Genomic DNA, 24,109 nt, shown 5'->3' on the forward strand with positions numbered 1-24,109 from the left:
GGCGAGCAGCCCGACGCCGGCGCCGCTGGCCAGCGCGCTGCCCGCGAAGATGGTCGGCAGTTCCGGGTACGCCTCGTGCCAGGACGGCACCGCCGTGTCGGCGAGCAGCACCCCGGTGTACGTGGCCAGGGCCGGCGCGGTGACCGCGGCGACCAGGCCGGCGGCGTGCCCGACGGGTGGCAGCAGCCGCCGGCCGATGCCCAGCACGCCCCGATCCGGCAGCCAGGGCGCGGCTTCGGCGACCGCCGCGACCCCGGCCGCGGGGCCGAAGGTGGTGAGGATCCAGGTGCCCATCGACATCGGCGAGGTCAGCTTCGCCACGCGCAGCATGTGGTGGAACCGGCTGGGCCGGCCCAGGTCGTTCACGAGGAAGTACGCGCTGGCGCTGACCGCCGCGAGGGAGGTGACCCGGCCGGCACGGCGCAGGGCCGGCCGGCCGGTGAGCTGGCCGCCGGCCGCCAGCAGCGACGACCCGGCCGCGAGCCCACCGGTGAACAGGTACGCGGCGATGTCCCACTTCCACACCGGCGCCTTGAGGATCGGCCGCCCGTAGTACGAGGTGAACTCGGCGGGCGGCACGGTGAGCTGCTCCCCGCCGCCACCCCGGCGGCGGCCCCGACGCCGTTCCATCGGCGGGACGTCGCGGGGCGGCTGGGGTGCCAGCCCGGCCCCGGCGGCCCCGGCGTCGGTGCGCGCCACGCCGGCCCCGGTGCCGACCGCCCGGCTCCCGTTCGGGGCGCCCGCCTTCGGGGCGTCGCCACCCGGCTCGCCGGGGCGGGCGGGTCCCCCGACGGCGAGTCGCTCGCGGAAGCGGCGGAACAGGTCGCCGACGGCAGGGCGCTCCGGACTCACGACGAACCTCCGACGAACGCGGCGACGGCCGCCGCCGCCATGGCGAGGGCGGCCAGCCCGGCGCGCTTCCACATCTTCGGCAGGTCCCGGGTGGTGACCACCGGGTCCGGCGGCAGGCCGTAGACCTCCGGCTCGTCGAGGAGCAGGAAGAACGCGCCGTCGCCGCCGACGCCGTCGGTCGGGTCGTGGCCGTAGAGGCGCGCCTCCGGCACACCGCGGTCGTGCAGCTGGCCTACCCGCTGGGCGGCGCGTTCCCGCAGCTCGTCCACCGGCCCGAACTGGATGGACTCGGTCGGGCAGGCCTGCGCGCAGGCCGGCGTCTGCCCGGCGCCCAGCCGGTCGTAGCAGAGCGTGCACTTCCAGGCCCGGCCGTCGTCCTTGCGCTGGTCGATCACGCCGTACGGGCAGGCGGAGATGCAGTAGCCGCAGCCGTTGCAGATGTCCTCCTGCACCACGACGGTGCCGAACTCGGTGCGGAACAGCGACCCGGTCGGGCAGACGTCCAGGCAGGCCGCGTGGGTGCAGTGCTTGCAGACGTCCGACATCATCAGCCAGCGGAAGTCGGTCCGGGTGTCGGCGCCGGTGGCCCGCCCGGGGGGCTGGGCGCCGGGCATGCCGAGGAACTCCGGGCCGGCCGCCATCCGCGCCGCCGGCTCCGGCCGGCCAGGCGGCACCCCCGGGTCGGTGCCCGTGTCGGTGGCCGTGCCGGCGGCGGTCGCGGCGCTCCGCGCGCTGCTCGGCGGGCCGGTCGGGTTGTCCTCGAACGGCGGGGTCCGGTGCCCGGCCGGGCGGGGCTGCTCGATGAACGCGACGTGCCGCCAGGAGTTGGCGGTCAGCGCGCCGGTGTTGTCGTACGACATGCCGAGCAGGTCGAAGCCCGAGTCCGGGACGCCGTTCCACTCCTTGCAGGCGACCTCGCAGGCCTTGCAGCCGATGCAGACGCTGGTGTCGGTGAAGAAGCCCATCCGCGGGCCGGCCTCGACCCAGCCGGCGTCCGGGGCCGGGTCCAGCGGACCGTAGAGGCTGTTGGCGTCAGGCATCCCCGCCCCTGTCCCGCGCCGCGTCGGCGGACCGCTCGTCGGTGCTGCCGGCGGCGTCCTTCCCGCCCGCCGCGCCGGTGGTGACTATCGGCACCTTCCGGCCCGGCGTCATCCCGGCCCGCCGTTGGTAGTCGGCGACCAGATCGAGCAGGGCCGGCCCGGTGGGCCGCCGGCCCGGCCGCACGTCGCAGGTGCCCACCTTGCTCTCCTGGATGAGTACGTTCGGGTCCAGGGTGATGCCGAACAGGTCGTTGGCGGAGTCGCCGGTGACCAGGCCCTCGCTACCGAAGTGGTACGGCAGCCAGAGCTGGTGGATCACCCGGCCGTCGACCCGCAGCGGGGTGAGCCGGTCGGTGACCAGCACCCGCGCCTCGATCACCGCGCGGCCGCTGACCAGGTGCGCCCAGCCGAGGTGCGCCAGCCCGACCTCGGCGGCCAGCTCCGGGGACACCTCGACGAACATCTCCGGTTGCAGCTCGGCCAGGCGCGGCACGGTCCGGCTCATGCCGCCGGCCGTGTGGTGCTCGGTGAGCCGGCTGACCGAGAACACGTACGGGAAGACCTGGCTGTGCGGCTCGGGCGGGCTCGGGTTGACCGAGTTCACCGGGTGCTCGTAGACCTTGCGGGTCGGGTTGGCCTGCTGCGCGTAGAGCGGGTTGCGCATCGGCGACTCGGCCGGCTCGTAGTGCGTCGGCAGCGGCCCGTCGAGCACTCCGGTGGGCGCGTACAGCCAGGCCTTGCCGTCGCCCTGCATGACGAACGGGTCGTCCCCGGCAAGGGCCTCCGGCCCGGAGGCGTCGTCGGGCGGCCGGTAGCTCGGCGCTTTGGTCTTCTCGAAGTCCGGCACGTCGTAGCCGGTCCACTCGCCCTTGTCCGCGTCCCACCAGACGTACTTTTTGCGCTCGCTCCACGGCCGGCCCTCCGGGTCGGCGGAGGCGCGGTTGTAGAGGATGCGGCGGTTCGCCGGCCAGGCCCAGCCCCACTCGGCCGCCACCCAGTCCTGCTCGTGCCGGGACTTGCGGCGGGCGGCCTGGTTGACCCCGTCGGCGTAGACGCCGGAGTAGATCCAGCAGCCGACCGCGGTGGAGCCGTCCGCCCTGGCCTCGGCGAACGCGGACAGCGGGCGGCCGGTGGCCACCTCGTAGCCGTTGATCTCCTTGAGCACCGCCTCGGCGCTCGGCTCGGCGTCCGGGCCGTGCGTCGGGTAGTCCCAGGTCAGGTCGAGCAGCGCCCGGTCGCGGGGCTTGCTGGAGCCGGCCAGCTTCGCCCGCAGCACCCGGCCGAGGTGGCAGAAGAACCACAGCTCGGAACGGCAGTCGCCCGGCGGGCCGACGGCTTTCTCCCGCCACTGGAGCAGCCGCTGGGTCTGGGTGAAGGTGCCCTCCTTCTCCACGTGCGACGCGGCGGGCAGGAAGAACACCTCGGTGCGGCACTCCTCCGGCACGATCTCGCCGGTGGCGATCTCCGGGCTGTTGCGCCAGAACGTGGCGCTCTCGATCATGAACAGGTCGCGGACGACCAGCCAGTCCAGATTCGCCATGCCCAGCCGCTGGGCCCGCCCGTGCGCCGAGCCGACGGCCGGGTTCTGGCCGAGCAGGAAGTAGCCCTTCACCTTCCCGTCGATCATGTTCAGCACCTGTTGGTACGTCCCGTGGTCGCCGGTCATCCGGGGCAGGTAGCCGTAGCAGAAGTCGTTCTCCGGTGTCGCCGCGTCACCCCAGTACGCCTTGAGCAGGCTCGCCGCGAAGGCCCGGGAGTTGCCCCAGAAGCCCTTCTGGCCGGGGTGCCGGATGCTGTCCACCCATTCGTCGAAGGTCGGGTGGTTGGCGTGGTGCGGCATCGGCAGGTAGCCGGGCAGCAGGTTGAACAGGGTCGGGATGTCGGTCGAGCCCTGGATGCTGGCGTGCCCGCGCAGCGCCAGGATGCCGCCGCCCGGCCGGCCCATGTTGCCCAGCAGGGTCTGGATGATCGCGCCGGTGCGGATGTACTGCACGCCGACGCTGTGCTGGGTCCAGCCCACCGAGTAGACCAGCGCGCCGGTCCGCTCCCGGCCCGAGTTCTCCGTCCAGGCGCGGGCCAGCTCCAGGAACTTCTCCTCCGGGATGCCGCAGACCCGGGCCACCATCTCCGGGGTGTAGCGGGAGAAGTGCCGCTTGAGGATCTGGTAGACACAGCGCGGGTGCTGCAACGTCTCGTCCCGCTGGGTCTCCGCCGCCACGGGCATGCCGTGGGACTCGTGCCGCAGGCCCGCCGCGGTCTCCCGCTCCTTCGCGGTGTCCGCCGCCGGGCGCCGCCCCCCGTGGCCCTGGTACTGCCAGCTGGACTGGTCGTAGCTGTTGCGCTCGGGGTCATAGCCGGAGAAGAGCCCGTCAAGGTCCTCGGTGTCGGCGAACCGCTCGCTGACGATGGTGGCCGCATTGGTGTACGACAGCACGTACTCCCGGAAGTCCAGCTCGTTGTCCAGGATGTACCGCACCACGCCGCCGAGCAGCGCGATGTCGGTACCCGCCCGGATCGGCAGGTACGTGTCGGCCAGCGCGCTGGTCCGGGTGAACCGGGGATCCACGTGGAAGACCTTGGCACCGCGCTTCTTGGCCTCCATCACCCATTGGAAACCGACCGGGTGGGCCTCGGCCATGTTGGAGCCCTGGATGACGATGACGTCAGCGTTGACCAGGTCCTGCTGGAAGTCCGTCGCGCCGCCGCGACCGAAGCTGGTCCCCAGACCGGGGACGGTGGCGGAGTGTCAAATGCGGGCCTGGTTCTCGATCTGGAGCGCCCCCATCGCCGTGAACAGCTTCTTGATGAGGTAGTTCTCCTCGTTGTCCAGCGTCGCCCCGCCCAGGCTGGAGATGCCCAGCGTCCGGTTGAGCGGGCGACCCTGATCGTCGATGTCCTCCCAGGTCTCGTCGCGGGCGGCGAGGACCCGGTCGGCGATCATGTCGAGCGCGACGTCGAGGTCCAGGTCCTCCCACTCCGTGCCGTACGGCCGGCGGTAGCGGACCTTGGTCTGCCGCAGCGGGCTGGTCACCAGGCTCTTGCTGGCCGAGCCCTTCGGGCAGAGCCGGCCGCGGGAGATGGGGCTGTCCGGGTCGCCCTCGATCTGGGTGACCTGCCCGTCCTTGACGAACACCCGCTGCCCGCAACCCACCGCGCAGTAGGGGCAGACCGACCGGGCCATGCTGTCGGCGGTCTCGGTGCGCGCGGTGAGCGCCGCCGAGCGGGCCGACTGCGCGGCGGCGCCCCGGCCGAGCGGGTCGGTGCCGGTGAGCTGCCGGTAGACCGGCCAACCCTGGATGAAGGTCTTCAGACCCATCGCGGCGCACCCCCTCCCGGCTGGCGGCTAGCTGACCTTCTGAACATTAGGCCAGCCGCGGAGCGCCCGCGACCCGAGCAGCAAAACAGCGGCGCCCCGGCCGGATGGTCGGGGCGCCGCTGGGCGTCGGTGTGCAGGTCGCCTCTCGGCGAGTGGCGCGACGCGGCTCCAGCCGGACGGTATTCCGCGAAGGCAATTTAGGTGAGGCCCGGGGACACTGGACACACCGACGCTCTGCACAACGGTACTGGGTCGTCTGTTCTTCCGTGCCGTCTCGGTGACTGCGGTCACGGGTCCGTTTTCCAGTGGTTGCGGTCCGGGTCGGGCCTTGGTTGCGGTCGGGGCTGCGAGTTTCGGGGCGGAGCTTGGTTGCGCTTGGGGCTGGGGGCGAGGGTGACCGGCTCCGGGCGGTCAGGCTTGATCCCTGCGCCGGTCACCCTCGCCCCCAGCCCGCCGTGGTCCATCACCACGCGTCCTTGCGCTCTTTTCCCGGGTACGCCGCTGGCCGGCACCCCGTGTTGCGGGTGCCGGCCAGCGGTTCGTGTGTGTGGGTCAGCTGTTCCAGTGCTGGGCGACGATGTCGGCGGCCTGCTGCTCCCACTGCGCGTACGCGTCCGGGTACGCCGAGACCTGCACGGTCTGGGCGGCCTCGGTCAGCGGCATGTCCTGCCAACCGTCAACCTGCTTCAGGCCCTTGAGGAAGGCGAGGGTGGAGTACTCGGGGTCGGTGATCTGCTCCGGCGTACCCCAACCACTGGACGGGCGCTGCTGGAACAGGCCCAGCGAGTCATGGTCGTTGCGGTCGCCGAGGTGGCCCAGGTTCTCCAGCTTCGACTCCTGCAGGCTCGTGGCGATCGAGATGACCGCGGCCCGCTCCGGCAGACCGGCCTTCTTGGTGGCGGCGATGATCGCCTTGGCGTTCGCGGTCTGCTCGTCGTTCAGGGTGATCTTCGACTGGGCGCCCTGGACACCGTGCGGGATCAGCTTGGCGCTGTCCGGCTTGTCGGCCTGCACTGCCACGGCGACCGGCTTGGCCTCGACGGGACGGGCGTCGGCGTGGCGGCGACGGACCGGCGAAACCACCGGCGAAAGCCAGACCAGCAATACCCAGCACGCTCTTACGCAGCATCGTGTTCATGAGGGAAAGCTCCATTCGGGGGTTGGCGCACAGCACACCGACCGGGGGGTCGGATGGGGTGGTGTGCGCAAGCACCGTCAGGCGCTCAAAAGGGCGGAAAGTCTTGGGGGGATCATCCGGCGCGCGGGGCGAGGGCCTCTTCGCGGCGCCGGGACCATGTACAACGACCGGCGGCCCACCATCATTCCGGGCCCGGGCCGCCCCGCCTGGCGGGGCGTCTTCCTCGGCCGTTCACGGGGATTCAACGACGCCCACCCGCCCGCCATTCCGCCGTCAGGGTGCCGCCGGTCACCTGGCGAACCGGACAGCCCGCCCAAGCCGACACCGGTCGATGGAACGGCATGGGTGTATCCGGGCCCCGGAGACACCCATGGCGTCCCGCTCAGCCGGCAACGGACGGCGGGAACCGGACATTTCTGTGACTACCAATGCAATCTTGGAGAGTTTCGTTTCGCTGTGAACGGTAGGTCGCCAAGATTCGGGGCGGGCGCGCGACAGGGTGCGCCGCCGGTCGGCCGGCGAAGTCGATCTCTGTTGGTTCTGCCCTCGGCAGATCCGCTCACCGTGAACATTGCTCACTGCGGCCGGGGCGGGAGGCAGGGTGGGACGCATGAGACTGCTGATGCTGGGTGGTACGGGTTTCGTCGGTGGGGCCGTCGTGAACGAGGCGGTCCGCCGCGGCTGGTCGGTGACGGTGTTCAACCGGGGGCTGCACGGCAACGTGCCCGAGGGCGTACGCCGGTTGCGGGGTGACCGCACCGCGCCGGACGGGTTGGCGGCGCTCGCCGGTGGCGGGTGGGACCTGGTCGTGGACACCTGGGACGGTGCGCCGCGGGCGGTGCGGGACGCGGCGCGCGCACTGAGCGGGGCGGTGCCGCACTACGTCTACGTCTCCAGCGGCTCCGTCTACGCGCCCCCGGTCGGGCTGGGCACGGACGAGGACGCGCCGGTCTTCGCCGCCGAGGCGGACGCGGGCGACGGGGACTACGCGCACAACAAGGCGGGCGGGGAGCGGGCCGCGGTGGCGGTGTTCGGTGACCGGGCGCTGCTGGTGCGGGCCGGGCTGATCCTCGGGCCGGGCGAGGACATCGGGCGGCTGCCCTGGTGGCTGCACCGGATCGCCCGGGGCGGGGAGGTCCTGGCGCCCGGCCCGCGCGACCTGCCGGTGCAGTACGTCGACGCGCGGGACCTGGCGATCTGGCTGCTCGACCGGGGGATCGACGGCGTCGGCGGGGCGTACAACGTGGTCAGCCGGACCGGGCACACGACGATGGGTGAGCTGCTCGACGCGGCCGTGGCGGCGACCGGCGCGACGGCGACGCTGCGCTGGACGGAGCCGGACGCGCTGCTGGCGGCGGGCGTCGAGCCCTGGAACGACCTGCCGATCTGGATCCCGCGCGGGCACGAGTACCGCTGGTTGCAGGAGCGGGACGTCGAGCGCGCGCACGCGGCGGGCCTCACCTGCCGGCCGGCGGCCGAGACGGTCACGGACACCTGGCGTTGGCTACGCGAGGTCGGGCGGGTGCCGGCCCGCGCGGGGCGTCCGGCGCGGGCGGCGGTCGGCCTGGCCCCGGAGCGCGAGGCCGCCCTCCTGGCCGCCCTACCGGCCTGACCTCGGCACCGCCGCCCTGCGGGGACGGCAGCGGCGAGGTGAGGTCAGGCCTGCACCACCGGCAGGTCGAGCACCTCGTCGACCGGGCGGCGCGGGGTGGCGCGGCCGGGCTGGCCGAACCCGATCCGCATCACCATCTGCGGGGCGCCGAACCGGCCCAGGGACAGCCGCAGCGCCTCCCGCGCCCCCGGGACCTCGACCGGCTGGGAGAGCATCGACACGGCCAGCCCGGCGTCGGTGGCGGTGAGCAGCACCCGCTGCAGGGCCTGCCCGGCGACGATCTGGTCGGTGGCGGTGTTCCCGGTCGAGCCGAGCACGGCGACGAGCGGCTCCGGTTCGAAGTCCCGGCCGGGCGCCCGGTTGCGGCCGCCGAAGCCGCGCTGCGGCAGCAGGTCCTGCGGTTCGCCCTGCGGCCCGCCCGCGGCGGCCGGCACCCCGTCGGGGGACGGCTCGGAGCGGATCCACTCGGTCCGCTCGGTGACGTACGCGGGGTCGCGCTCCAGCACCCGGTGCGCGCTGCGGGCGATCTCGGCGAAGGCGTTGACCGCGCTGGTGCCGATGACCAGCTCCAGCCAGCACTGCTCGGCGCGGGCGGCCTCGCCGAGACGCCAGCGCGCGTCGGCGGGGACCGGGTCGGGCCAGAACGGCGCCCGGTTGCTGAACCGGCGGGCGATCGCCCCGTGCAGGCTCTGCTCGGCCGGGCTGGGGCGGCGCGGCACGTCGGGGACGAGCCGGGCCACCACGTCCGGGTCGCCGGGGTACGGGCGGAGCCGGACCGTGGCCGGGGTGCCTGCCACGGCGAGCGACAGCCGCAGGTTGAGCAGGGCCGCCCCGCAGGCGATCCGCGCGCCCCAGCCGCTCGGGTCGGTGGCCGGCAGCCGGCGCAGCGGGTCGACGGCGAGTTCGATCCCGCCGTCGCGCAGCCGGAACCGCCATGGCTGGGTGTTGTGCAGCGACGGCGCGCGTACCGCGTCCGCGGCCGCGGCCCGCAGCCGTTCGACGGTGTAGCCCGTGGTCATGGTGTTGCTCCCTCCGTGCGGGCGGTGCCGCCCTGCCGGTCGGTCCATCCCCACGGTGCGTCACCGGGCGGGGGCGTGAGCAGGGCCGGAGGTCCCCACCTCGGCGGGTCCGTATGCCCCGCCGCGGCGTGCGACGGTAGGGACCTTCGGCCCCTGCGGAACGCCCGGGCGGCGGGTAGAAAGGACGGATGATCCGGGTGTTCCTGCTCGACGACCACGAGGTCGTCCGCCGTGGCCTTGCCGACCTGCTGCAGAGCAGCGGCGACATCGAGGTGGTCGGCGAGTCCGGCTCCGCCGAGGAGGCGGCCCGCCGCATTCCGGCGCTCCGCCCCGACGTGGCGATCCTCGACGCCCGGCTGCCGGACGGCAACGGCATCGACGTCTGCCGGGACATCCGCGCCGTCGACTCGTCGATCAAGGGGCTGATCCTGACCTCGTACGAGGACGACGAGGCGCTCTTCGCGGCGATCATGGCCGGTGCGGCCGGCTACGTACTGAAGCAGATCCGCGGCACCGACCTCGTGGACGCGGTTCGGCGGGTGGCGGCCGGGCAGTCGCTGCTCGACCCGGCGATCACCACCCGGGTGCTGGAGCGGATCCGCAGCGGCGTCGAGCAGCCGCGCGAGCTGAAGTCCCTCACCGAGCAGGAGCGGCGGATCCTGGAGTACGTGGCCGAGGGGCTCACCAACCGGGAGATCGCCGGCAAGATGTTCCTCGCCGAGAAGACCGTGAAGAACTACGTCTCCAGCGTGCTGGCCAAGCTCGGCCTGGAGCGGCGTACGCAGGCGGCGGTGCTGGCCACCCGGCTGCTCGGCAAGGCGAACTGAGGCGCGGGGCGCCCCGCCCGGTCAGTCGAGCAGCGGGATGCTCCAGCGCAGCTCGGTGCCGTGCGGAGTGACCGGGCTGAGCTGGAACTCGCCGCCCAGCCGCTCGGCCCGCTCGCGCAGGTTCACCAGGCCGCTGCGGGCCGCCTCGGGTTCGCAGCCCACCCCGTCGTCGGTGACCGTGACGCTCACCCACCCGGCGTCGACCTGCACGCGCACCGACACCCGGTCGGCGTGCGCGTGGCGTACCGCGTTGGAGAGCGCCTCCCGGAGCACGGCCGTGAGCTCGGGGCGCAGCTGGTCCGGGACGGCGCTGTCGATCGGGCCGACCAGGTCCAGGTCGGGCCGGTAGCCCAGCGACTCGGCGGCCACCTCGATCGCCTCGCGGATCTCGGTGCGCAGCGCCGCGCTCATCGGGGTGCGCAGCTCGAAGATGGTGCGGCGGATGTCGCGGATGGTGGCGTCCAGGTCGTCGACCGCCTGGTTGATCCGCTTGGCCACCTCGGGGCGGGCGTTCATCGCCCCGCTCTGCAGTTGCAGGCCGGTGGCGAAGAGCCGCTGGATCACCACGTCGTGCAGGTCGCGGGCGATCCGCTCGCGGTCCTCCAGGACCACCAGCAGCTCCCGTTCCTCCTGGCCCCGGGCCCGTTCCATGGCCAGCGCGGCCTGGCCGGCGAAGCTGCCGAGCAGGGCCACGTCGTCCTCGGCGGCGGGACCGCGGTCGGGCAGGTGCGCGATGACCAGCACGCCGTGCAGGGTGTCCGCCGCGGCGAGGGGGGAGACCACGGCCGGCCCGGCGACCACCGGGTGTGACCACGGGGCCGCCTCGGCGAGGTTCTCCAGCAGCTCGTGGCGGCGCTCGGTGACCGAGCCGACGAAGGTGGTCTCGTCGGCCGGCAGCACCTCGCCGACCAGCTTCCGCGCGCTGCCGTCGGCGCCGTCGACCACCTCGACGGTGAACTGGCGCTCGTCCTCGTCGTAGAGCAGCACGAGGGCCAGTTCCGCCTCGGCGACCTCCCGGGCCCGCCGGGCCACCAGGGTCAGCGCGTCGGTGCGGCGTACCTCGCCGAGCAGCACCGAGGTGATCTCGGCGGTCGCGGCCAGCCAGCGTTCCCGCCGGTGCGCCAGGGCGTAGAGGCGGGCGTTCTCGATCGCCACGCCGGCCGCTGCGGCGAGCGCGACCACGATCTCCTCGTCGTCCTCGGTGAACTCCGCGGCGCCCTGCTTCTCGGCGAGGTAGAGGTTGCCGAAGACGTGGTCGCGGATCCGCACCGGGACGCCGAGGAAGCTGTGCATCGGCGGGTGGTTCGGCGGGAAGCCGTAGGACCTGGGATGCTGGGTGATGTCCGGCATCCGCAGCGGACGCGGGTCGTCGATGAGCAGGCCCAGCACGCCCCGCCCGTGCGGCAGGTCACCGATCTGGGCGTGCAGCTCGTCGCCGATGCCGTGGACGATGAAGTCGTGCAGCAGCCGGTCGGGGCCGATCACGCCGAGCGCGCCGTAGCGGGCGCCGACCAGCTCGCAGGCCGACTCCACGATCCGCTGCAGGGTGCTGCGCAGGTCGAGGTCGGTGCCGATGCCGACGACCGCGTCGAGCAGGGCGCGCAGCCGCTCCCGGTTGGTGACCACTTCGCCGACCCGGTCCAGCATCTCCTGGAGCAGCTCGTCGAGGCGCACCCGGGACAGCGGGGTCAGGCCCAGCGACGGGGTGGCGTGCTCGTTGCGGGGGTTCGGTGCGCCGGCCACCGGACGATGCTATCGCCCGGTGGCCGGCGGACGAGATCCGTCAGGGGAGCTGGCCGCGTACCGCCGAGGTGTCGACGGTCTGGGCGGTCTCCAGCCGCGGGGTGTGCGGCGGGCCGGCGTGCGTCGGGTCGGCCAGGCCGAGGCGCACCGAGATGTACGGGAAGCCCAGGCCGGAGAGCATCTGCCGGAGCGTCTGGCGGGTGCTCTCGACCTCCACCACGCCGGAGAGCGGCACCAGGGACACGCCGTGCCGGGTGGCGGTGAGCCAGGCGGCGGAGAGCGCCTCGCCGGCGCGCAGCGAGCTGTCCGGTTCGTCCTCGCTGCCCCAGAGGATCCCGTAGACGGCGGCCCGGTCGTGCCCCTCACCCACGGGCAGGGTGCCGGGGCCGAAGTCGCGGGCCGGAACGGTGGTCTGGGGAGCCTGCTCCGGCAGCACCTCCGGCGGCAGCCCGGTGCCGGGGGCGGCCCGGCTCGTCCAGTACGCCAGCTCCTCCTGCAGCTCCGGGCTGCCCTTCTCGACCGCGGCCGCCTGCTGGGCGGCGGCGGCCAGCTCGATCTTCTGGTCGTCGTCCAGCACCTGCAGGTTGACTCCCTCCCGGGTGGCCGCCCGGTCGATCTCGCCCAGCACGGCGGTCGGGAGCGGCTCGTCGCTGACCGGCCGGCGGTCGGTGTGGCGGACCTGCATGCACTGGACCGTGCGCATGGCGTCCGGGTCCGCGCCGGTGGGCTTCAGTCCGGTGAGCCGGGCGACCAGATCGGGCTGGCCGGGGTCGGGCATGCGCTCCACCACCGGCGTCCAGCCCTCGGCGGCCAGCGCCACCCGGGCGTGGTGCAGCGCGGCGCCGCAGCTCACCACCAACAGCCGGCCCTCCGGGTCCAGGGCGCTGAGGTGCCGCTCCCGGACCACGCGCAACTCCAGCGAGTCGGGGAGGACGGTCCAGTGCCACGGCTGGGTGTTGTGCACCGAAGGGGCGTGGCCGGCCATTCCGGCGGCCTCCGCGAGCGCGGTGGTCAGCGGGCGATCGGTAGCCGGCATCTCGTGGCTCATCGTCACGACCTTTCCTGTTTCTCCCCATCGTGCCCCACGCCCGGGTCGCCCGGGTGGTGATGCCGCTCCATCCTCGGTCCTGGCCGGGCCGACCGCACGCGCCGCCCGTGCGGGCCCTTCGACCCGTCGCATCACCCAGGTTCGCCCTCCCGGGCCGCACCGCCGCCGAGACGATCCACACGGGGGGTCAGCGTTCGCGGACCACCGCGACCGGGCACTGCGCGTGGTGGATGAGCTGCTGGCTGACCGAGCCGAGCAGCATCCCGCGCAGCCCGCCCCGCCCCCGGGAGCCGACCACGACGAGCTGCGCCGCGCGGCTCTCCTCGACCAGCAGCGCCGCCGCGCTGCCCGGGTTCGCCACCACCTCGACCGGCACGTCCGGGAAGGACTTCCGCCAGGTGGCCAGGTCCGCCTCGGCGGCGGCGCGCTCGGTGGCGCTGGCCTCCTCCGGGTCGAAGCCCCGCGGCACCCACCGCTCGCCGGGCGGCTCCCAGACCCGCAGCGCACGCAGGGGCACGTCCCGCTGCGCGGCCCGCTCGAAGGCGAAACCGACCGCCTGCACGGAGGAGGGGGAGCCGTCCACGCCGACCACCACCGGCCCGGAGGTGGCCGGCTGGCCGTCCCGGACCACGATCACGGGGCAGTGCGCGTGGGCGGCGACGGAGACGGCGGTGGAACCGGCGAGCAGGCCGGCGAAGCCGCCGTGGCCCCGGCTGCCCAGCACCAGCATCTGCGCGTCGGCGGAGCGTTCCTGCAGGACCAGCGCGGGCGGCCCGTCGAAGACCTCTCCCCGCACGGTGAGCCCGGGCCGCTCGGCGGCGGCGTCCGCCGCCGCCTTGCGGACCAGGTCCTCGACCTGTCGCCGGGCCGTCTCGTCGGGCCAGACGCCGGGGGCCACCCCGGGACCGATCCAGCCGGCCACGGTCAACCATTCGAAGACGTACGCCAGCCGGACCGGCCGGCCCGAGCGGCCCGCCTCGTCCAGGGCCCAGTCCAGGGCCACCGACGCGTCGGTGGAGCCGTCGTAGCCGACCAGGATCTCCTCGCTGTTCACTGTGCTGGCCTTTCGTTCGCGGCTGCGGGGCCCGCAGGCTCACTCCGCATGATCACTGTCCGCTCCGCACACCCGGGTCGGTCTCCCGGATCCAGCGCCACTCGGCGACCCGGGGGTCGTCCTCGCCGTACCGGCGGGTGTAGTCGCGGCAGGCCTGCCGGGTGTCGACCATCTCCTGGCGCAGGTGGGCGGCGCGCGAGCGCAGCCCGGGCAGCCGGTCGATGACGTCGATGACCAGGTGGAAGCGGTCCAGGTCGTTGAGCATCACCATGTCGAACGGCGTGGTGGTGGTGCCCTCCTCCTTGTAGCCACGGACGTGCAGGTTCTCGTGGTTGGTCCGCCGGTAGGTGAGCCGGTGGATCAGCCACGGGTAGCCGTGGTACGCGAAGATGACCGGCTTGTCGCGGGTGAAGATGGTGTCGAACTCGCTGTCCGGCAGGCCGTGCGGGTGCTCCGACGGTGGCTGCAGGCGCATCAGGTCGACCACGTTGACCACCCGGACCTTCAGGTCGGGCAGGTGCTGGCGGAGCAGGTCGGCCGCGGCCAGCGTCTCCAGGGTCGGCACGTCGCCGGCGCAGGCGAGCACCACGTCCGGCTCGCTGCCGTCGTCGGTGCTGGCGAAGTCCCAGATGCCCAGGCCGCGGCGGGCGTGCTGGACCGCCTCGTCCATGGTCAGCCAGTTGGGCGCCGGCTGCTTCCCGGCCACCACCACGTTGATGTAGTGCCGGCTGCGCAGGCAGTGGTCCATGGTGGAGAGCAGGGTGTTGCCGTCCGGCGGCAGGTAGACCCGGACCACCTCGGCCTTCTTGTTGACCACGTGGTCGATGAAGCCCGGGTCCTGGTGCGAGAACCCGTTGTGGTCCTGCCGCCAGACGTGGCTGGAGAGCAGGTAGTTCAGCGACGCCACCGGCTCCCGCCAGGGGATGTGCCGGGTCACCTTGAGCCACTTGGCGTGCTGGTTGACCATCGAGTCGACGATGTGTATGAACGCCTCGTAGCTGGTGAAGACGCCGTGCCGGCCGGTCAGCAGGTAGCCCTCCAGCCAGCCCTGGCACAGGTGCTCGGAGAGCACCTCCATCACCCGTCCGTCGGGGGAGAGGTGGTCGTCGCCCGGGACCCGGTTGCCGACGAACGCCCGGTCGGTGACCTCGAAGGCGGCGCCGAGCCGGTTCGAGGCGACCTCGTCGGGCCCGAACAGGCGGAAGGTCTCCGGGTTGCGGGAGATCACGTCGCGGATCCAGGGGCCCAGCGCGCCGGTGGCGCCGGCCATGGGTGCGCCCGGCTCCTCGACGTCGACCGCGTAGTCACGGAAGTCCGGCAGCTCCAGGTCGCGCAGCAGCCGCCCGCCGTTGGCCACCGGGTTGGCGCTCATCCGCCGGTCGCCCGTCGGGGGCAGCTCGGCCAGTTCGGCGACCGGCCCGCCGGTGGCGTCGAACAGCTCCTCGGGCCGGTAGCTGCGCAGCCAGCGCTCCAGCTCGGCCAGGTGCGCCGGGTTGTCCCGGACCTCGTCGATCGGCACCTGGTGGGCGCGGAAGGTGCCCTCGACGTGCTTGCCGTCGACGTCCTTCGGCCCGGTCCAGCCCTTCGGCGTGCGGAGGATGATCATCGGCCAGCGGGGTCGCTCGACCTCGCCGCCGGAGCGGGCCCGGCGCTGGATCTCGGCGATCTCGTCGACCGCCCGGTCCAGCGTCGCGGCGAGGCTCTGGTGCACCCGGGCGGGGTCGTCGCCCTCGACCACGTACGGCTGGTAGCCGTAGCCGCGCATCATCTCCAGCAGGTCCTCGGCGGGGATCCGGTCGAGCACCGTCGGGCTGGCGATCTTGTAGCCGTTGAGGTGCAGGATGGGCAGCACCGCCCCGTCCCGCGCCGGGTTGAGGAAGACGTTGGACAGCCAGCTCCCGGCCAGCGGCCCGGTCTCCGCCTCGCCGTCGCCGACCACGCACGCGACCAGCAGGTCCGGGTTGTCGAACGCGGCCCCGTACGCGTGGCTCAGCGCGTACCCCAGCTCGCCGCCCTCGTGGATCGAACCCGGCACCTCCGGCGCCACGTGGCTGGGGATGCCGCCGGGGAAGGAGAACTGGCGGAACAGCCGCTGCATGCCGGTCTCGTCGCGGGGGATGTGGTGGTAGAGCTCGCTGTACGTGCCCTCCAGCCAGGTGTTGGCCACCAGGGCGGGGCCGCCGTGGCCCGGGCCGGTGACGAAGATGGCGGACAGGTCCCGGGCGACGATGACCCGGTTGAGGTGCGCGTAGAGGAGGTTGAGGCCGGGGCTGGTGCCCCAGTGCCCGAGCAGCCGCGGCTTGATGTGCTCGGGCTTGAGCGGCTCGCGGAGCAGCGGGTTGTCGAGCAGGTAGATCTGCCCGACGGTCAGGTAGTTCGCCGCCCGCCAGTAGGCGTCAAGCCGCCGCAGCTCGTCTTCGGTCAGCGGGCTGTGCAGGTCCAGAGCGGTGTCCATGCTGCGTTAGCCTCTCGCGGCTCGGGGTCTTCTGCCACCCGGGAGCGGATCCGCCGCCCCCGGCACGTCCAGCCTCGCCCTGCGGCCGGCGGACGCGTCAGGGCCGTAGGTCCCGGGTCGGGCGGGCGTCACGACCCGTCCTCGTCGTCGGGGTCGAGTCCACGCACGACGATCACCGGGGCCGGTGAGTGGTAGAGCAGCGTCTGGCTGACCGCGCCCAGCATGCCCCGCAACGGCTCGTCGCCGCGCGCCCCGACCAGCGCCACCTGCGCCGAGCGCGACTGTTCCAGCAGGACGGCCCCGGGGTCGCCGCGGACGGTGTGGCACTCGGCAGCCACCCGGGGATGCCGGGCCGCGTGCCGGGCGACGGCCTCGTCGAGCAGGCCGTCATCGCCGTCGGGGTGCTGGTTGGGCTCCACCACGTGGATGGCGAGCAGCCGGGCGCCCCGGCGTTCGGCGCAGTCGAAGGCGTACCCGAGGGTGGCGCGCGAGCTCTCCGACCCGTCGAAGCCGACGAGCACCGGTCCCGGCGGGGGCGGATCGAGCCGGCCGACCAGCACCGGGCAGCCGGCCCGGGCGGCGAGCTGCACGGCCGGCGCGTCGGCCGGTACGCAGGCCGCGCAGCCGGCCATGCCGCCGTCGCCGACCGCCAGCAGGAACGCCGAGTCGGAGGCCCGGATCAGCGCCTCGACCGGGGAGCCCTCGACGATCTCGTCGGTCACCGGCACCGTGGGCGCGGCCTCGGCGGCCGCCTGCCCGGCCTGCTCCAGCAGTTCCTCGGCGGCGGCGCGCGGGCCGCTCACCGAGAACGACTCCAGGGCCGCCGCCCAGTTGAAGGCGTGCAGCAGGTGCAGCGGCCGGTCGTGCGCGGCAGCCTCCGCGGCGGCCGTACGGACCACCTGGAGGTCCTCGGCCGAGCTGCCCACGCCGACCACCACCGCGCCGTGGGTGGGTGCGGGCATCCCGGCTCACCTCCCGACCAGGCTCTCCTCACCCACGGTAGTCGGGTGGTCGCGCGCCCGGACCGGGTCGGCGGAACTGAGCCGGTTCCGGTACGACCGGGCCGCCACCGCGTGCACGGTGTCGACCATCAGCCGGTACGGCGGTCGTGGGGCGGGGTCAGCGGGGGGTGGGCAGGGTCGGGTGGACGCGGACGACCACCGCGGTCGCGTTGTCCTCGCCGCCCTCGGCCAGGCTGGCGGCGAGCAGCGCCCGCACGGTCCGGGCCGGGTCGCGCCGCGCGGACAGCAGGTCCCGCAGCCGGTGGTAGCCGAGCTGGTCACTCACGCCGTCGGTGCAGAGCAGCCAGGTGTCCCCACTGTGCAGCGGCACGGCGAGCAGGTCCGGCTCGGGCCTGTCGGGGTGGCCGACGTAACGCAGCAGCTGGTAGCGGGCCCGGGCCGCCTCCGGCGAGTCGGGCGGCCACCAGCCGTGCAGCAGGCCGAGCCAGGCCATGGTGTGGTCGACGGTCACCAGCTCCAGCAGCCCGTCGCGCAGCCGGTACGCCCGCGAGTCGCCGAGCTGGACGAGCCAGCCCTGCCCGCCGTCCGGCTCGGCGACCAGGGCGGTGAGCGTGCACCCGGTCAGCCCGGCCAGTCCCGCCCCGGCCCGGCGTACCCGGAGCTGAGTCTCCGCCGTGGCGGCGCGCAGCCCGGCGGCGTGGACCGCCGGCCAGCCGGCGCGGACCTGCGCCACGAAGGTGCTCATCGCGGTGGCGCCGGCGACCCGGCTGCCCTCGCCGTCGCCCATGCCGTCGGCGACCGCGACCAGCGGCAGGTCCGGGTCGACGTGCAGCACGTCGAAGTTCTCCGGGTAGCGGTGCCCGACCACGCTGCCCCCGGCGACCTCCAGGGCGAGCCGGCCGACGGCCAGCCGGCGGGGGGCCTGGACCGGCTGGTCCAGCGGGCGGCGGCGGAACACCTGCGGACCGTAACACCGGTCCGGGTCGCGGATCGGCACGTCGCGGCCACGTGTCGCTGTGTCAACCGGGGTTGACACAACGACCGTGTCAACCTAAGTTGACAGCATGAGTCAGGCGACGGAACTCGCGGCGGCAGCCGGCAGCACCGACCCGAAGGTCGGGCTGCGGGCCGTGCTCGCCCTGCGCCGGCTGCTCGAACGGCTGGAGGTGGTCCAGGTGGACAACGCCCGACGGCAGGGCTGGTCCTGGCAGGAGATCGCCGACGCCCTCGAGGTCAGCCGGCAGGCGGTCCACAAGAAGCACGCCGGGCGACCGGCGGTCCGCGGAAGCTGGGAGGCGTGATGTTCGAACGGTTCACCGACCGGGCCCGAGCGGTGGTGCGGCACGCGGTCGACGAGGCGCGCACCGAGGGCCGGCGCCCGGTCGGCACCGAGCACCTGCTGCTCGGCGTGCTCGCCGACGGCGACAACCTGGCCGTGCGGGTGCTGTCGGCCGGCGGCATCCGGGCCGACGACCTGCGCGCGGCGGTGGCCCGGCACACCGCGCACGGCGTCGACGGCCTCGGCGCGGCGGACGCGGCGGCGCTGCGCGAGATCGGCATCGACCTCGCCGCGATCGTCGCCCGGATCGAGGAGTCCTTCGGCCCGGACGCGCTGCGCGAGGCGACCCCCGCCCCGCGCCGGTGGTGGGGCCGCCGCCCCGACAACGGCCGGTTCTCGCCACGGGCCAAGAAGGTGCTGGAGCTGTCCCTGCGGGAGGCGCTGCGGCTGCGCCACCACCACATCGGCACCGAGCACATCCTGCTCGGCCTGCTGCGGGAGGGCAACGGGCTGGCCGCGCTGGTGCTCACCGAGGCCGGGGCCGACCTCGACGACCTGCGCCGGCGGGTCGAGGCGGCGCTGCGCACGGCAGCCTGACCGATCCGGCCGGTCACCGTCACGGGGCCGGCCGGGTTCAAACCTGTTTGCGGTTCTCGCAACGTCCGTGCCCGCCGGGTCGCTGCACCGCCCCGCTTGCTGCACACTGGCGCCGTGGACGGTGGAGACGACAAGCGCCCGGTGACCGCGGACAACCACACCCCGCGCTCGGCCGTGGTGGTCAACCCGGTCAAGGTGACCGATCTCGACGATTTCCGCCGAACGGTGGGCGGCGCTCTCGCCGCCGCCGGCTGGCCCGAGCCGACCTGGTACGAGACCACGGTCGAGGACACCGGCCGGGGCCAGGCCGCGGCGGCCGTCGAGGCCGGCGCCGAGGTCGTCTTCGCCTGCGGCGGAGACGGCACCGTGATGGCCTGCGTCACCGCGCTGGCCGGCACCGACGTGGCCCTCGCCGTGCTGCCCCAGGGCACCGGCAACCTGCTCGCCGCCAACCTCGGCCTCTCCAACGACCTCGCCGCCGGGCTGGAGGTCGCCGTCGAGCGGGGCATGCGCCGCCTCGACGTCGGCGCGGTCGGCGACCAGTGCTTCGCCGTGATGGCCGGGATGGGCTTCGACGCGCAGATGCTCGACTCCACCTCCGAGACGACCAAGAAGCGGATCGGCTGGCCGGCCTACCTGATGGGCGCGGCCAAGCACCTCCGGGACCGGCCGATGCGGGTCTCCATCCGGATCGACGGCGGGCCGCCGCTGCGCCGGCGGGCCCGCTCGGTGCTGATCGCCAACGTCGGCCGGCTCCAGGGCGGGGTACGCCTGCTCACCGACGCCGAGCCGGACGACGGCTGGCTCGACGTGGCGGTGCTGACGCCGCGGACGCTCGGCCACTGGCTGGCCATGGGCTGGGCGGTGCTGCGGCGACGCGGCAGCGTGCCCCGGATGGAGGTGTTCCGGGGCCGCAAGGTCGAGATCACCAGCAACCGGGCGCAGCCCCGGCAGCTCGACGGCGACCTGATCGAGCCGGGCCGGTCGTTGAAGGCCGAGATCCGGCCCGGATCGCTCTGGCTCTGCGTGCCGCGACCGGCGCGCCACCCCGACCTGTCGGTGGACGCCGACGCCGCCGCCGAGCGCGGTGGGCGGCTGGTCGAGGAGGGCCGCCGTGAGTAGCACCAAGCTTGTCCCGGAGACCCGGCTCATGGCGGAGAACGAACTCTCCGCCGACGACGCCTGGCGCACCCTGCGCCGGCACGGCGGCTGGCACCTGCTCCGGGACGCCTTCATCCGGTTCCGCTACGGCGACGGCTTCAGCCACTCCCGGGCCTTCGCGTTGCAGCTCTGCCTGGCCGTGGTGCCGTTCCTCATCGCCCTCACCGGTCTGATCACCGACCTCGGCGTGCACGAGGGGGGCAAGGTGGTCGCCGACACGGTGCTGGCGATCACCCCCGGTCAGAGCGAGTCCGTGGTGCAGGAGCTGCTGGCCGACACCGAGCGCACCGAGCGGGCCGGTGAGCTGGCGCTGACCCTCGGTCTGCTGACCGGCCTGATCGCGCTGACCACCACGATGGCGCAGATCGAGCGGGGCGCGAACCGGATCTACGGCGTCGAGCGGGACCGCCCGGCGCTGACCAAGTACCTGCGCGCCGCGGTCCTGGCGCTGATGGCGGGCGTGCCCGCGCTGACCGGTTTCCTGATCCTGGTCGGCGGCCGGGCGATGGGTGACTCGGTGCGGCGGCACTACGAATGGGGCGACTCCGCCCACGCCGCGTGGGACGTGATCCGCTGGCCGCTCAGCCTCGGCCTGACCGTGCTCGCCGTTGCGGTGCTGTTCCGGCACGCTCCCCGCCGCAAGCAGCCCGGGCTGTCCTGGCTTTTCTTCGGCGCCGGCATCGCCACCGCGCTCTGGTGGCTGGCCAGCCTGCTGCTCGCCGCCTACGTGAAGTACAGCGGCGGATTCGGCCAGACGTACGGCGCGCTGACCGGGATGATGGCCCTGCTGCTCTGGGCCAACCTGACCGGGATGGCGCTCTTCGGGGGGCTGGCCTTCGCCGCCCAGCTGGAGGCCATGCGGATCGGCGTGGAGGAGCCCGCCCAGCCCGACCTCTGGGAGCCGGAGGCCGAGCGCGAGGAACTGGTCGACACCGGGGACATGACCGCCCTCTGACGGCCCCTGCGTGTACGCGGAGCGGGAATCGGGTACAGCGCGCCTCGCAGAGGACAAGGGAGGTGCGGGGTGACCGCGGTCAAGGAGGCGACGCGCCGCCCGCTCGGCCACTTCGCCGAGCGGAGCCTGGCGGGCCTGCTCGTCGTGGCCGGCGCGGGCGTCGGGTTCGGCGTGCTGCTCATGCTCGTCCGGTTCCACTGGGGGCCGCTGTACCACGCCGACCACGAGGCGGCCGAGTGGTTCAACGGCCTGGTGGCGCCGCACCACCCGCTGGTCACCGTGCTCCAGGCGGTCACCGACCTGGGCGGCCGGCCGGTGCTCATCTGGCTGATCACCATCGCGGTGGTCGGCCTGCTGATCCGCCGCCAGTCCCGGCTCGCCGTCTACCTGATCATCACCGGGGTGGGCGGGCTGATCCTCGACCCGTCGCTCAAGGCGCTGGTCGGGCGGCTGCGCCCGGTGGTGGACGTGCCGGTGGCCAGCGCCCCCGGCAACAGCTTCCCCAGCGGCCACGCGCTCGGCTCGTTCGTCGCGTACGGGGCGCTGCTGCTGGTGTTCCTGCCGGCCGTGGCGCCGCGCTGGCGCAAGCCGGCCATCGCGATCGCCGCCGTGCTGGTTCTCCTGGTCGGGCTGACCCGGATCGCGCTGGGCGTGCACTTCGTCTCGGACGTGCTCGGCGGCTGGCTGCTCGGCGCGGCCTGGCTGGGCGTCACCGCGTACGCCTTCCGGCTGTGGCGGCGCGAGCGCGGCCGGCCGGTCCCCTCGCTCACCGAGGGCCTGGAGCCCGAGGCGGGGCGGGAGATCAAGCCGGCGCCGGCCGAGGAGCACGTGCTGGAGCACCCCCGCTCGTCGGTGGCCGAGCTGCTGGTCGGCTGGGTGCTCGTCTTCGGCGCGCTCTACGCCTTCGGCATGTACGTGAGCCACCACGCCAAGGGCACCGTCTTCGACACCCTGGACACCGAGGTCCCGCGCTGGTTCGCCGACCGGCGCACCGACACGCTCACCGACCTGAGCTGGTGGTGGAGCAAGTTCGGCGACACCCACGCCATCCTGCTGGTCTCGCTGGTGTTCTGCCCGATCGTGCTGGCGGTCTGGAAGCGCTGGCGGCCGGTGCTCTTCGTGGTGCTGGCGATGTTCGGCGAGCTGAGCCTCTTCCTGGCCAGCGCCCGGGTGGTGGAGCGGCCCCGCCCGCCGGTGGAGAACCTGGACGGGCAGATGCCCACCTCGTCCTTCCCGTCCGGGCACATCGCGGCGACCATCTGCCTGTGGACCGCCATGGCGATCATCGTGCTGCCGCGCACCGACCGCTGGTGGCGCTGGCTCTTCGTGGCGCTGGCCGTGATCATGCCGGTGGGGGTGGCCACCTCACGGATGTACCGGGGCATGCACCACCCCACCGACTTCATGGGCGCGATCCTGCTCGGCGCCCTCTGGCTCCCGCTGCTCTGGTGGGTGGTCCGCCCCAACGAGGACGTACGCCGGGGCAACCGGCCGGCCATCGAGTCGGAGCAGGTGCACGAGCTGGACGACGAGCTGGCCAGTGCCGGCCGGGAGGACTGACCGGGCGCCGATGCTGCGAGTGATGACCTGGAACATCCGGACCGGCGGGCGGGACCGCGACTGCACCGACCGCCGGGACCGGATCGTCGCCGTGGTCGCCGCGCAGCGCCCCGACCTGCTGGCCCTCCAGGAGCTGCGCGGCCTGGACCGGGGCGGCGGGCTGGCCGACCTGGCGGAGCGGGCCGGGATGGTGCCGCACCTGGCCCGGTCCTGCTTCGGGCAGCCGGTGGCCGTGCTGGTCCGCCCGCCGCTGCGGGTGCTCCGCTCCGGCCGGGTACGACGCCCGTTCCACCACGCCACGGCCCGGGTCCAGGTGGCCACCGGGGAGGGCCCGCTGACCCTGTTCAGCACCCACCTGAACCCGTACTCGGGTGGGGGGCGGCGAATGGAGGCCGACTGGCTGGCGGTGGCGGTGCGGCGGACCGGGGGAGCGCTGGCCCTGCTCGCCGGCGACCTGAACACCCTGGAGCCGGGTGTCGACCACACCGCCCGGCTGGCCGGGCTCGCCGCCCTCTACCGGCGGCGCCACCTGCGCCGCGACGGCCGTACCGTCGACACCCGCGCGGTGGCCCGGCTGCTCGACGCCGGCCTGGTCGACCTCTGGCGGCACTCCGGCGGCGGCGAGTCGGACGGGCTGACCGTGCCGACCCGGCACGGCGGCGCCGAGTTCGCCGGGATGCGGCTGGACTACCTGCTCGCCACCCCGGCGCTGGCCGCGGCGGCCCGCACGGTCCGGGTGGTCCGCGGCGGCGACGCGGACAGCGCCTCCGACCACTCCCGGTCGTCGCCGACCTGGCGCTGGCCCCCGGCTGACCGGAGCGGTTGCCGGCGGCCACTACGGTGACGCCGTGACCGGCCCCTCCACCCTCCGTCCCGCCGACCCGTCCCGGCCGCCCGCCGTCCCGGACTCCGCGGAGCTGCCGCTGATCGCGGCCGTCGTCCGCGCCGTCGCCCTGGCCGTGGTGCTCCCGGTACGCCTGCTCTGGGAGCTGGTCGCCGCGACCGGCCGGGCGGTGCACCGCTACCTGCTCACCCCGGTCGGACGGTTCCTGTGGCACTGGCTGCTGCGGCCACTGGGCTGGCTGCTGCGGCACGCGCTGTGGCGGCCCCTGGCCTGGGTGCTCCGGACGCTGGTCGGGCAGCCGCTGGTGTGGCTGGCCCGGGGTCTGGGCTGGCTGGCGCGGCACCTGCTGCTGATCCCGCTGGCCTGGCTGTTCGGCGAGCTGGTGGTGCCGTCGCTGCGGTGGCTGGCCCGGCTGCTCGCCCCGGTCGGCCGGGCGCTGGCCGCGGGGCTGGTGCTGCTGGGGCGGGGTCTGTGGTGGGTGGCCCGGGTCGTCGGGGCGGCGCTGGTCTGGGCCTGGCGGCTCGCCGGCCGGGTGCTGCGCTTCCTCTACCGGCTGACGCTGCGCCCGCTGGGGCTGGCCCTCGGCTGGGTGTGGCGGCACACCGCGGTGCCGGTGGGTCGGGGCCTGCGCGCCGCCTGGCGGGCCG

Annotated in this window: 19 protein-coding genes and 1 pseudogene; 9 read left to right on the forward strand and 11 right to left on the reverse strand. The window is 74.1% G+C overall.

Annotated features, from left to right (window positions below):
- From nrfD to B0E53_RS14695, 4 genes and pseudogenes are all read right to left on the reverse strand, one after another.
- Positions 1–852, reverse strand: an 852-nt coding sequence (gene nrfD, locus B0E53_RS14675) for an NrfD/PsrC family molybdoenzyme membrane anchor subunit (RefSeq protein ID WP_107076579.1), incomplete at its 3' end; no start/stop codon positions are given.
- Entirely contained in the window at positions 849–1,892 is a 1,044-nt protein-coding gene (locus B0E53_RS14680) for a 4Fe-4S dicluster domain-containing protein (protein ID WP_107076580.1), read from the reverse strand. The genes B0E53_RS14680 and nrfD, both read right to left, overlap by 4 nt.
- Positions 1,885–5,208 carry a formate dehydrogenase gene (gene fdh / locus B0E53_RS14685; RefSeq protein WP_146167671.1) on the reverse strand — a complete coding sequence of 1,108 codons (3,324 nt, stop codon included), beginning with the start codon at positions 5,206–5,208 and terminating at the stop codon, positions 1,885–1,887. Before fdh ends, B0E53_RS14680 begins: the two co-directional genes overlap by 8 nt.
- A 552-nt stretch (positions 5,209–5,760) precedes the next feature.
- A pseudogene (locus B0E53_RS14695) lies at positions 5,761–6,346 on the reverse strand (hypothetical protein).
- Between the two features lie 610 nt (positions 6,347–6,956).
- Here B0E53_RS14695 and B0E53_RS14700 point away from each other — a divergent pair.
- Positions 6,957–7,958, forward strand: coding sequence for an NAD-dependent epimerase/dehydratase family protein (locus B0E53_RS14700; protein WP_107076583.1), 1,002 nt, complete (start codon positions 6,957–6,959; stop codon positions 7,956–7,958).
- 44 nt (positions 7,959–8,002) lie between these two features.
- Here the strand turns inward: B0E53_RS14700 and B0E53_RS14705 are convergent, their stop codons facing one another.
- Positions 8,003–8,977 (reverse strand): nitroreductase, encoded by a 975-nt coding sequence (locus B0E53_RS14705; RefSeq protein WP_107076584.1) that lies wholly within the window; start codon positions 8,975–8,977, stop codon positions 8,003–8,005.
- A 188-nt stretch (positions 8,978–9,165) separates the two neighbouring features.
- Between B0E53_RS14705 and B0E53_RS14710 the strand changes: the two genes are divergently transcribed.
- Positions 9,166–9,804, forward strand: a complete 639-nt coding sequence (locus B0E53_RS14710; protein WP_107076585.1) for a response regulator transcription factor — start codon at positions 9,166–9,168, stop codon at positions 9,802–9,804.
- A 21-nt stretch (positions 9,805–9,825) separates the two neighbouring features.
- Here B0E53_RS14710 and B0E53_RS14715 read toward each other — a convergent pair whose 3' ends face one another.
- From B0E53_RS14715 to B0E53_RS14740, 6 genes are all read right to left on the reverse strand, one after another.
- Positions 9,826–11,496 carry a GAF domain-containing sensor histidine kinase gene (locus B0E53_RS14715; protein WP_210406066.1) on the reverse strand — a complete coding sequence of 557 codons (1,671 nt, stop codon included), beginning with the start codon at positions 11,494–11,496 and terminating at the stop codon, positions 9,826–9,828.
- Between the two features lie 91 nt (positions 11,497–11,587).
- Positions 11,588–12,595, reverse strand: a complete 1,008-nt coding sequence (locus B0E53_RS14720) for a nitroreductase (RefSeq protein WP_107076587.1) — start codon at positions 12,593–12,595, stop codon at positions 11,588–11,590.
- A gap of 187 nt (positions 12,596–12,782) precedes the next feature.
- On the reverse strand, positions 12,783–13,649 hold the full coding sequence (locus B0E53_RS14725; protein WP_107076588.1) for a universal stress protein: 867 nt from the start codon (positions 13,647–13,649) through the stop codon (positions 12,783–12,785).
- A gap of 52 nt (positions 13,650–13,701) precedes the next feature.
- Complete coding sequence (locus B0E53_RS14730; protein ID WP_107076589.1) at positions 13,702–16,104, reverse strand: phosphoketolase family protein; 2,403 nt, start codon at positions 16,102–16,104, stop codon at positions 13,702–13,704.
- Between the two features lie 128 nt (positions 16,105–16,232).
- Complete coding sequence (locus B0E53_RS14735) at positions 16,233–17,066, reverse strand: universal stress protein (RefSeq protein WP_107076590.1); 834 nt, start codon at positions 17,064–17,066, stop codon at positions 16,233–16,235.
- A gap of 157 nt (positions 17,067–17,223) precedes the next feature.
- Complete coding sequence (locus tag B0E53_RS14740; RefSeq protein ID WP_107076594.1) at positions 17,224–18,024, reverse strand: PP2C family serine/threonine-protein phosphatase; 801 nt, start codon at positions 18,022–18,024, stop codon at positions 17,224–17,226.
- Between the two features lie 106 nt (positions 18,025–18,130).
- Between B0E53_RS14740 and B0E53_RS14745 the strand changes: the two genes are divergently transcribed.
- The 7 genes from B0E53_RS14745 to B0E53_RS14775 all read left to right on the forward strand — a co-directional run.
- The gene (locus tag B0E53_RS14745; protein ID WP_089010418.1) at positions 18,131–18,367 is read left to right on the forward strand and encodes an HTH domain-containing protein; all 237 of its coding nucleotides are present in this window, start codon (positions 18,131–18,133) and stop codon (positions 18,365–18,367) included.
- A complete protein-coding gene (locus tag B0E53_RS40120; protein ID WP_107076591.1) occupies positions 18,367–18,942 on the forward strand; it encodes a Clp protease N-terminal domain-containing protein in 576 nt (191 codons plus the stop codon). Before B0E53_RS14745 ends, B0E53_RS40120 begins: the two co-directional genes overlap by 1 nt.
- A gap of 114 nt (positions 18,943–19,056) precedes the next feature.
- Positions 19,057–20,064 carry a diacylglycerol kinase family protein gene (locus B0E53_RS14755; protein WP_107076595.1) on the forward strand — a complete coding sequence of 336 codons (1,008 nt, stop codon included), beginning with the start codon at positions 19,057–19,059 and terminating at the stop codon, positions 20,062–20,064.
- Positions 20,057–21,058 (forward strand): YihY/virulence factor BrkB family protein, encoded by a 1,002-nt coding sequence (locus B0E53_RS14760; RefSeq protein ID WP_107076592.1) that lies wholly within the window; start codon positions 20,057–20,059, stop codon positions 21,056–21,058. Before B0E53_RS14755 ends, B0E53_RS14760 begins: the two co-directional genes overlap by 8 nt.
- 69 nt (positions 21,059–21,127) lie before the next feature.
- Positions 21,128–22,618, forward strand: a complete 1,491-nt coding sequence (locus tag B0E53_RS14765; RefSeq protein ID WP_107076593.1) for a phosphatase PAP2 family protein — start codon at positions 21,128–21,130, stop codon at positions 22,616–22,618.
- Between the two features lie 22 nt (positions 22,619–22,640).
- Entirely contained in the window at positions 22,641–23,462 is an 822-nt protein-coding gene (locus B0E53_RS14770) for an endonuclease/exonuclease/phosphatase family protein (protein ID WP_246835402.1), read from the forward strand.
- Between the two features lie 4 nt (positions 23,463–23,466).
- Positions 23,467–24,109: hypothetical protein (locus tag B0E53_RS14775; RefSeq protein WP_210406065.1), on the forward strand; the 643-nt coding region annotated here is incomplete at its 3' end.

The organism is Micromonospora sp. MH33 (assembly GCF_003013775.1).
GTDB lineage: Bacteria > Actinomycetota > Actinomycetes > Mycobacteriales > Micromonosporaceae > Micromonospora > Micromonospora fulviviridis.

What these genes read in the sequence shown, in the direction of transcription:
- B0E53_RS14680 (WP_107076580.1), bottom strand. Translation starts at nt 1,892, where the DNA reads ATGCCTGACGCCAACAGCCTCTACGGTCCGCTGGACCCGGCCCCGGAC.
- B0E53_RS14700 (WP_107076583.1), top strand. Translation starts at nt 6,957, where the DNA reads ATGAGACTGCTGATGCTGGGTGGTACGGGTTTCGTCGGTGGGGCCGTC.
- B0E53_RS14705 (WP_107076584.1), bottom strand. Translation starts at nt 8,977, where the DNA reads ATGACCACGGGCTACACCGTCGAACGGCTGCGGGCCGCGGCCGCGGAC.
- B0E53_RS14710 (WP_107076585.1), top strand. Translation starts at nt 9,166, where the DNA reads ATGATCCGGGTGTTCCTGCTCGACGACCACGAGGTCGTCCGCCGTGGC.
- B0E53_RS14720 (WP_107076587.1), bottom strand. Translation starts at nt 12,595, where the DNA reads ATGAGCCACGAGATGCCGGCTACCGATCGCCCGCTGACCACCGCGCTC.
- B0E53_RS14730 (WP_107076589.1), bottom strand. Translation starts at nt 16,104, where the DNA reads ATGGACACCGCTCTGGACCTGCACAGCCCGCTGACCGAAGACGAGCTG.
- B0E53_RS14735 (WP_107076590.1), bottom strand. Translation starts at nt 17,066, where the DNA reads ATGCCCGCACCCACCCACGGCGCGGTGGTGGTCGGCGTGGGCAGCTCG.
- B0E53_RS14745 (WP_089010418.1), top strand. Translation starts at nt 18,131, where the DNA reads ATGAGTCAGGCGACGGAACTCGCGGCGGCAGCCGGCAGCACCGACCCG.
- B0E53_RS40120 (WP_107076591.1), top strand. Translation starts at nt 18,367, where the DNA reads ATGTTCGAACGGTTCACCGACCGGGCCCGAGCGGTGGTGCGGCACGCG.
- B0E53_RS14770 (WP_246835402.1), top strand. Translation starts at nt 22,641, where the DNA reads ATGACCTGGAACATCCGGACCGGCGGGCGGGACCGCGACTGCACCGAC.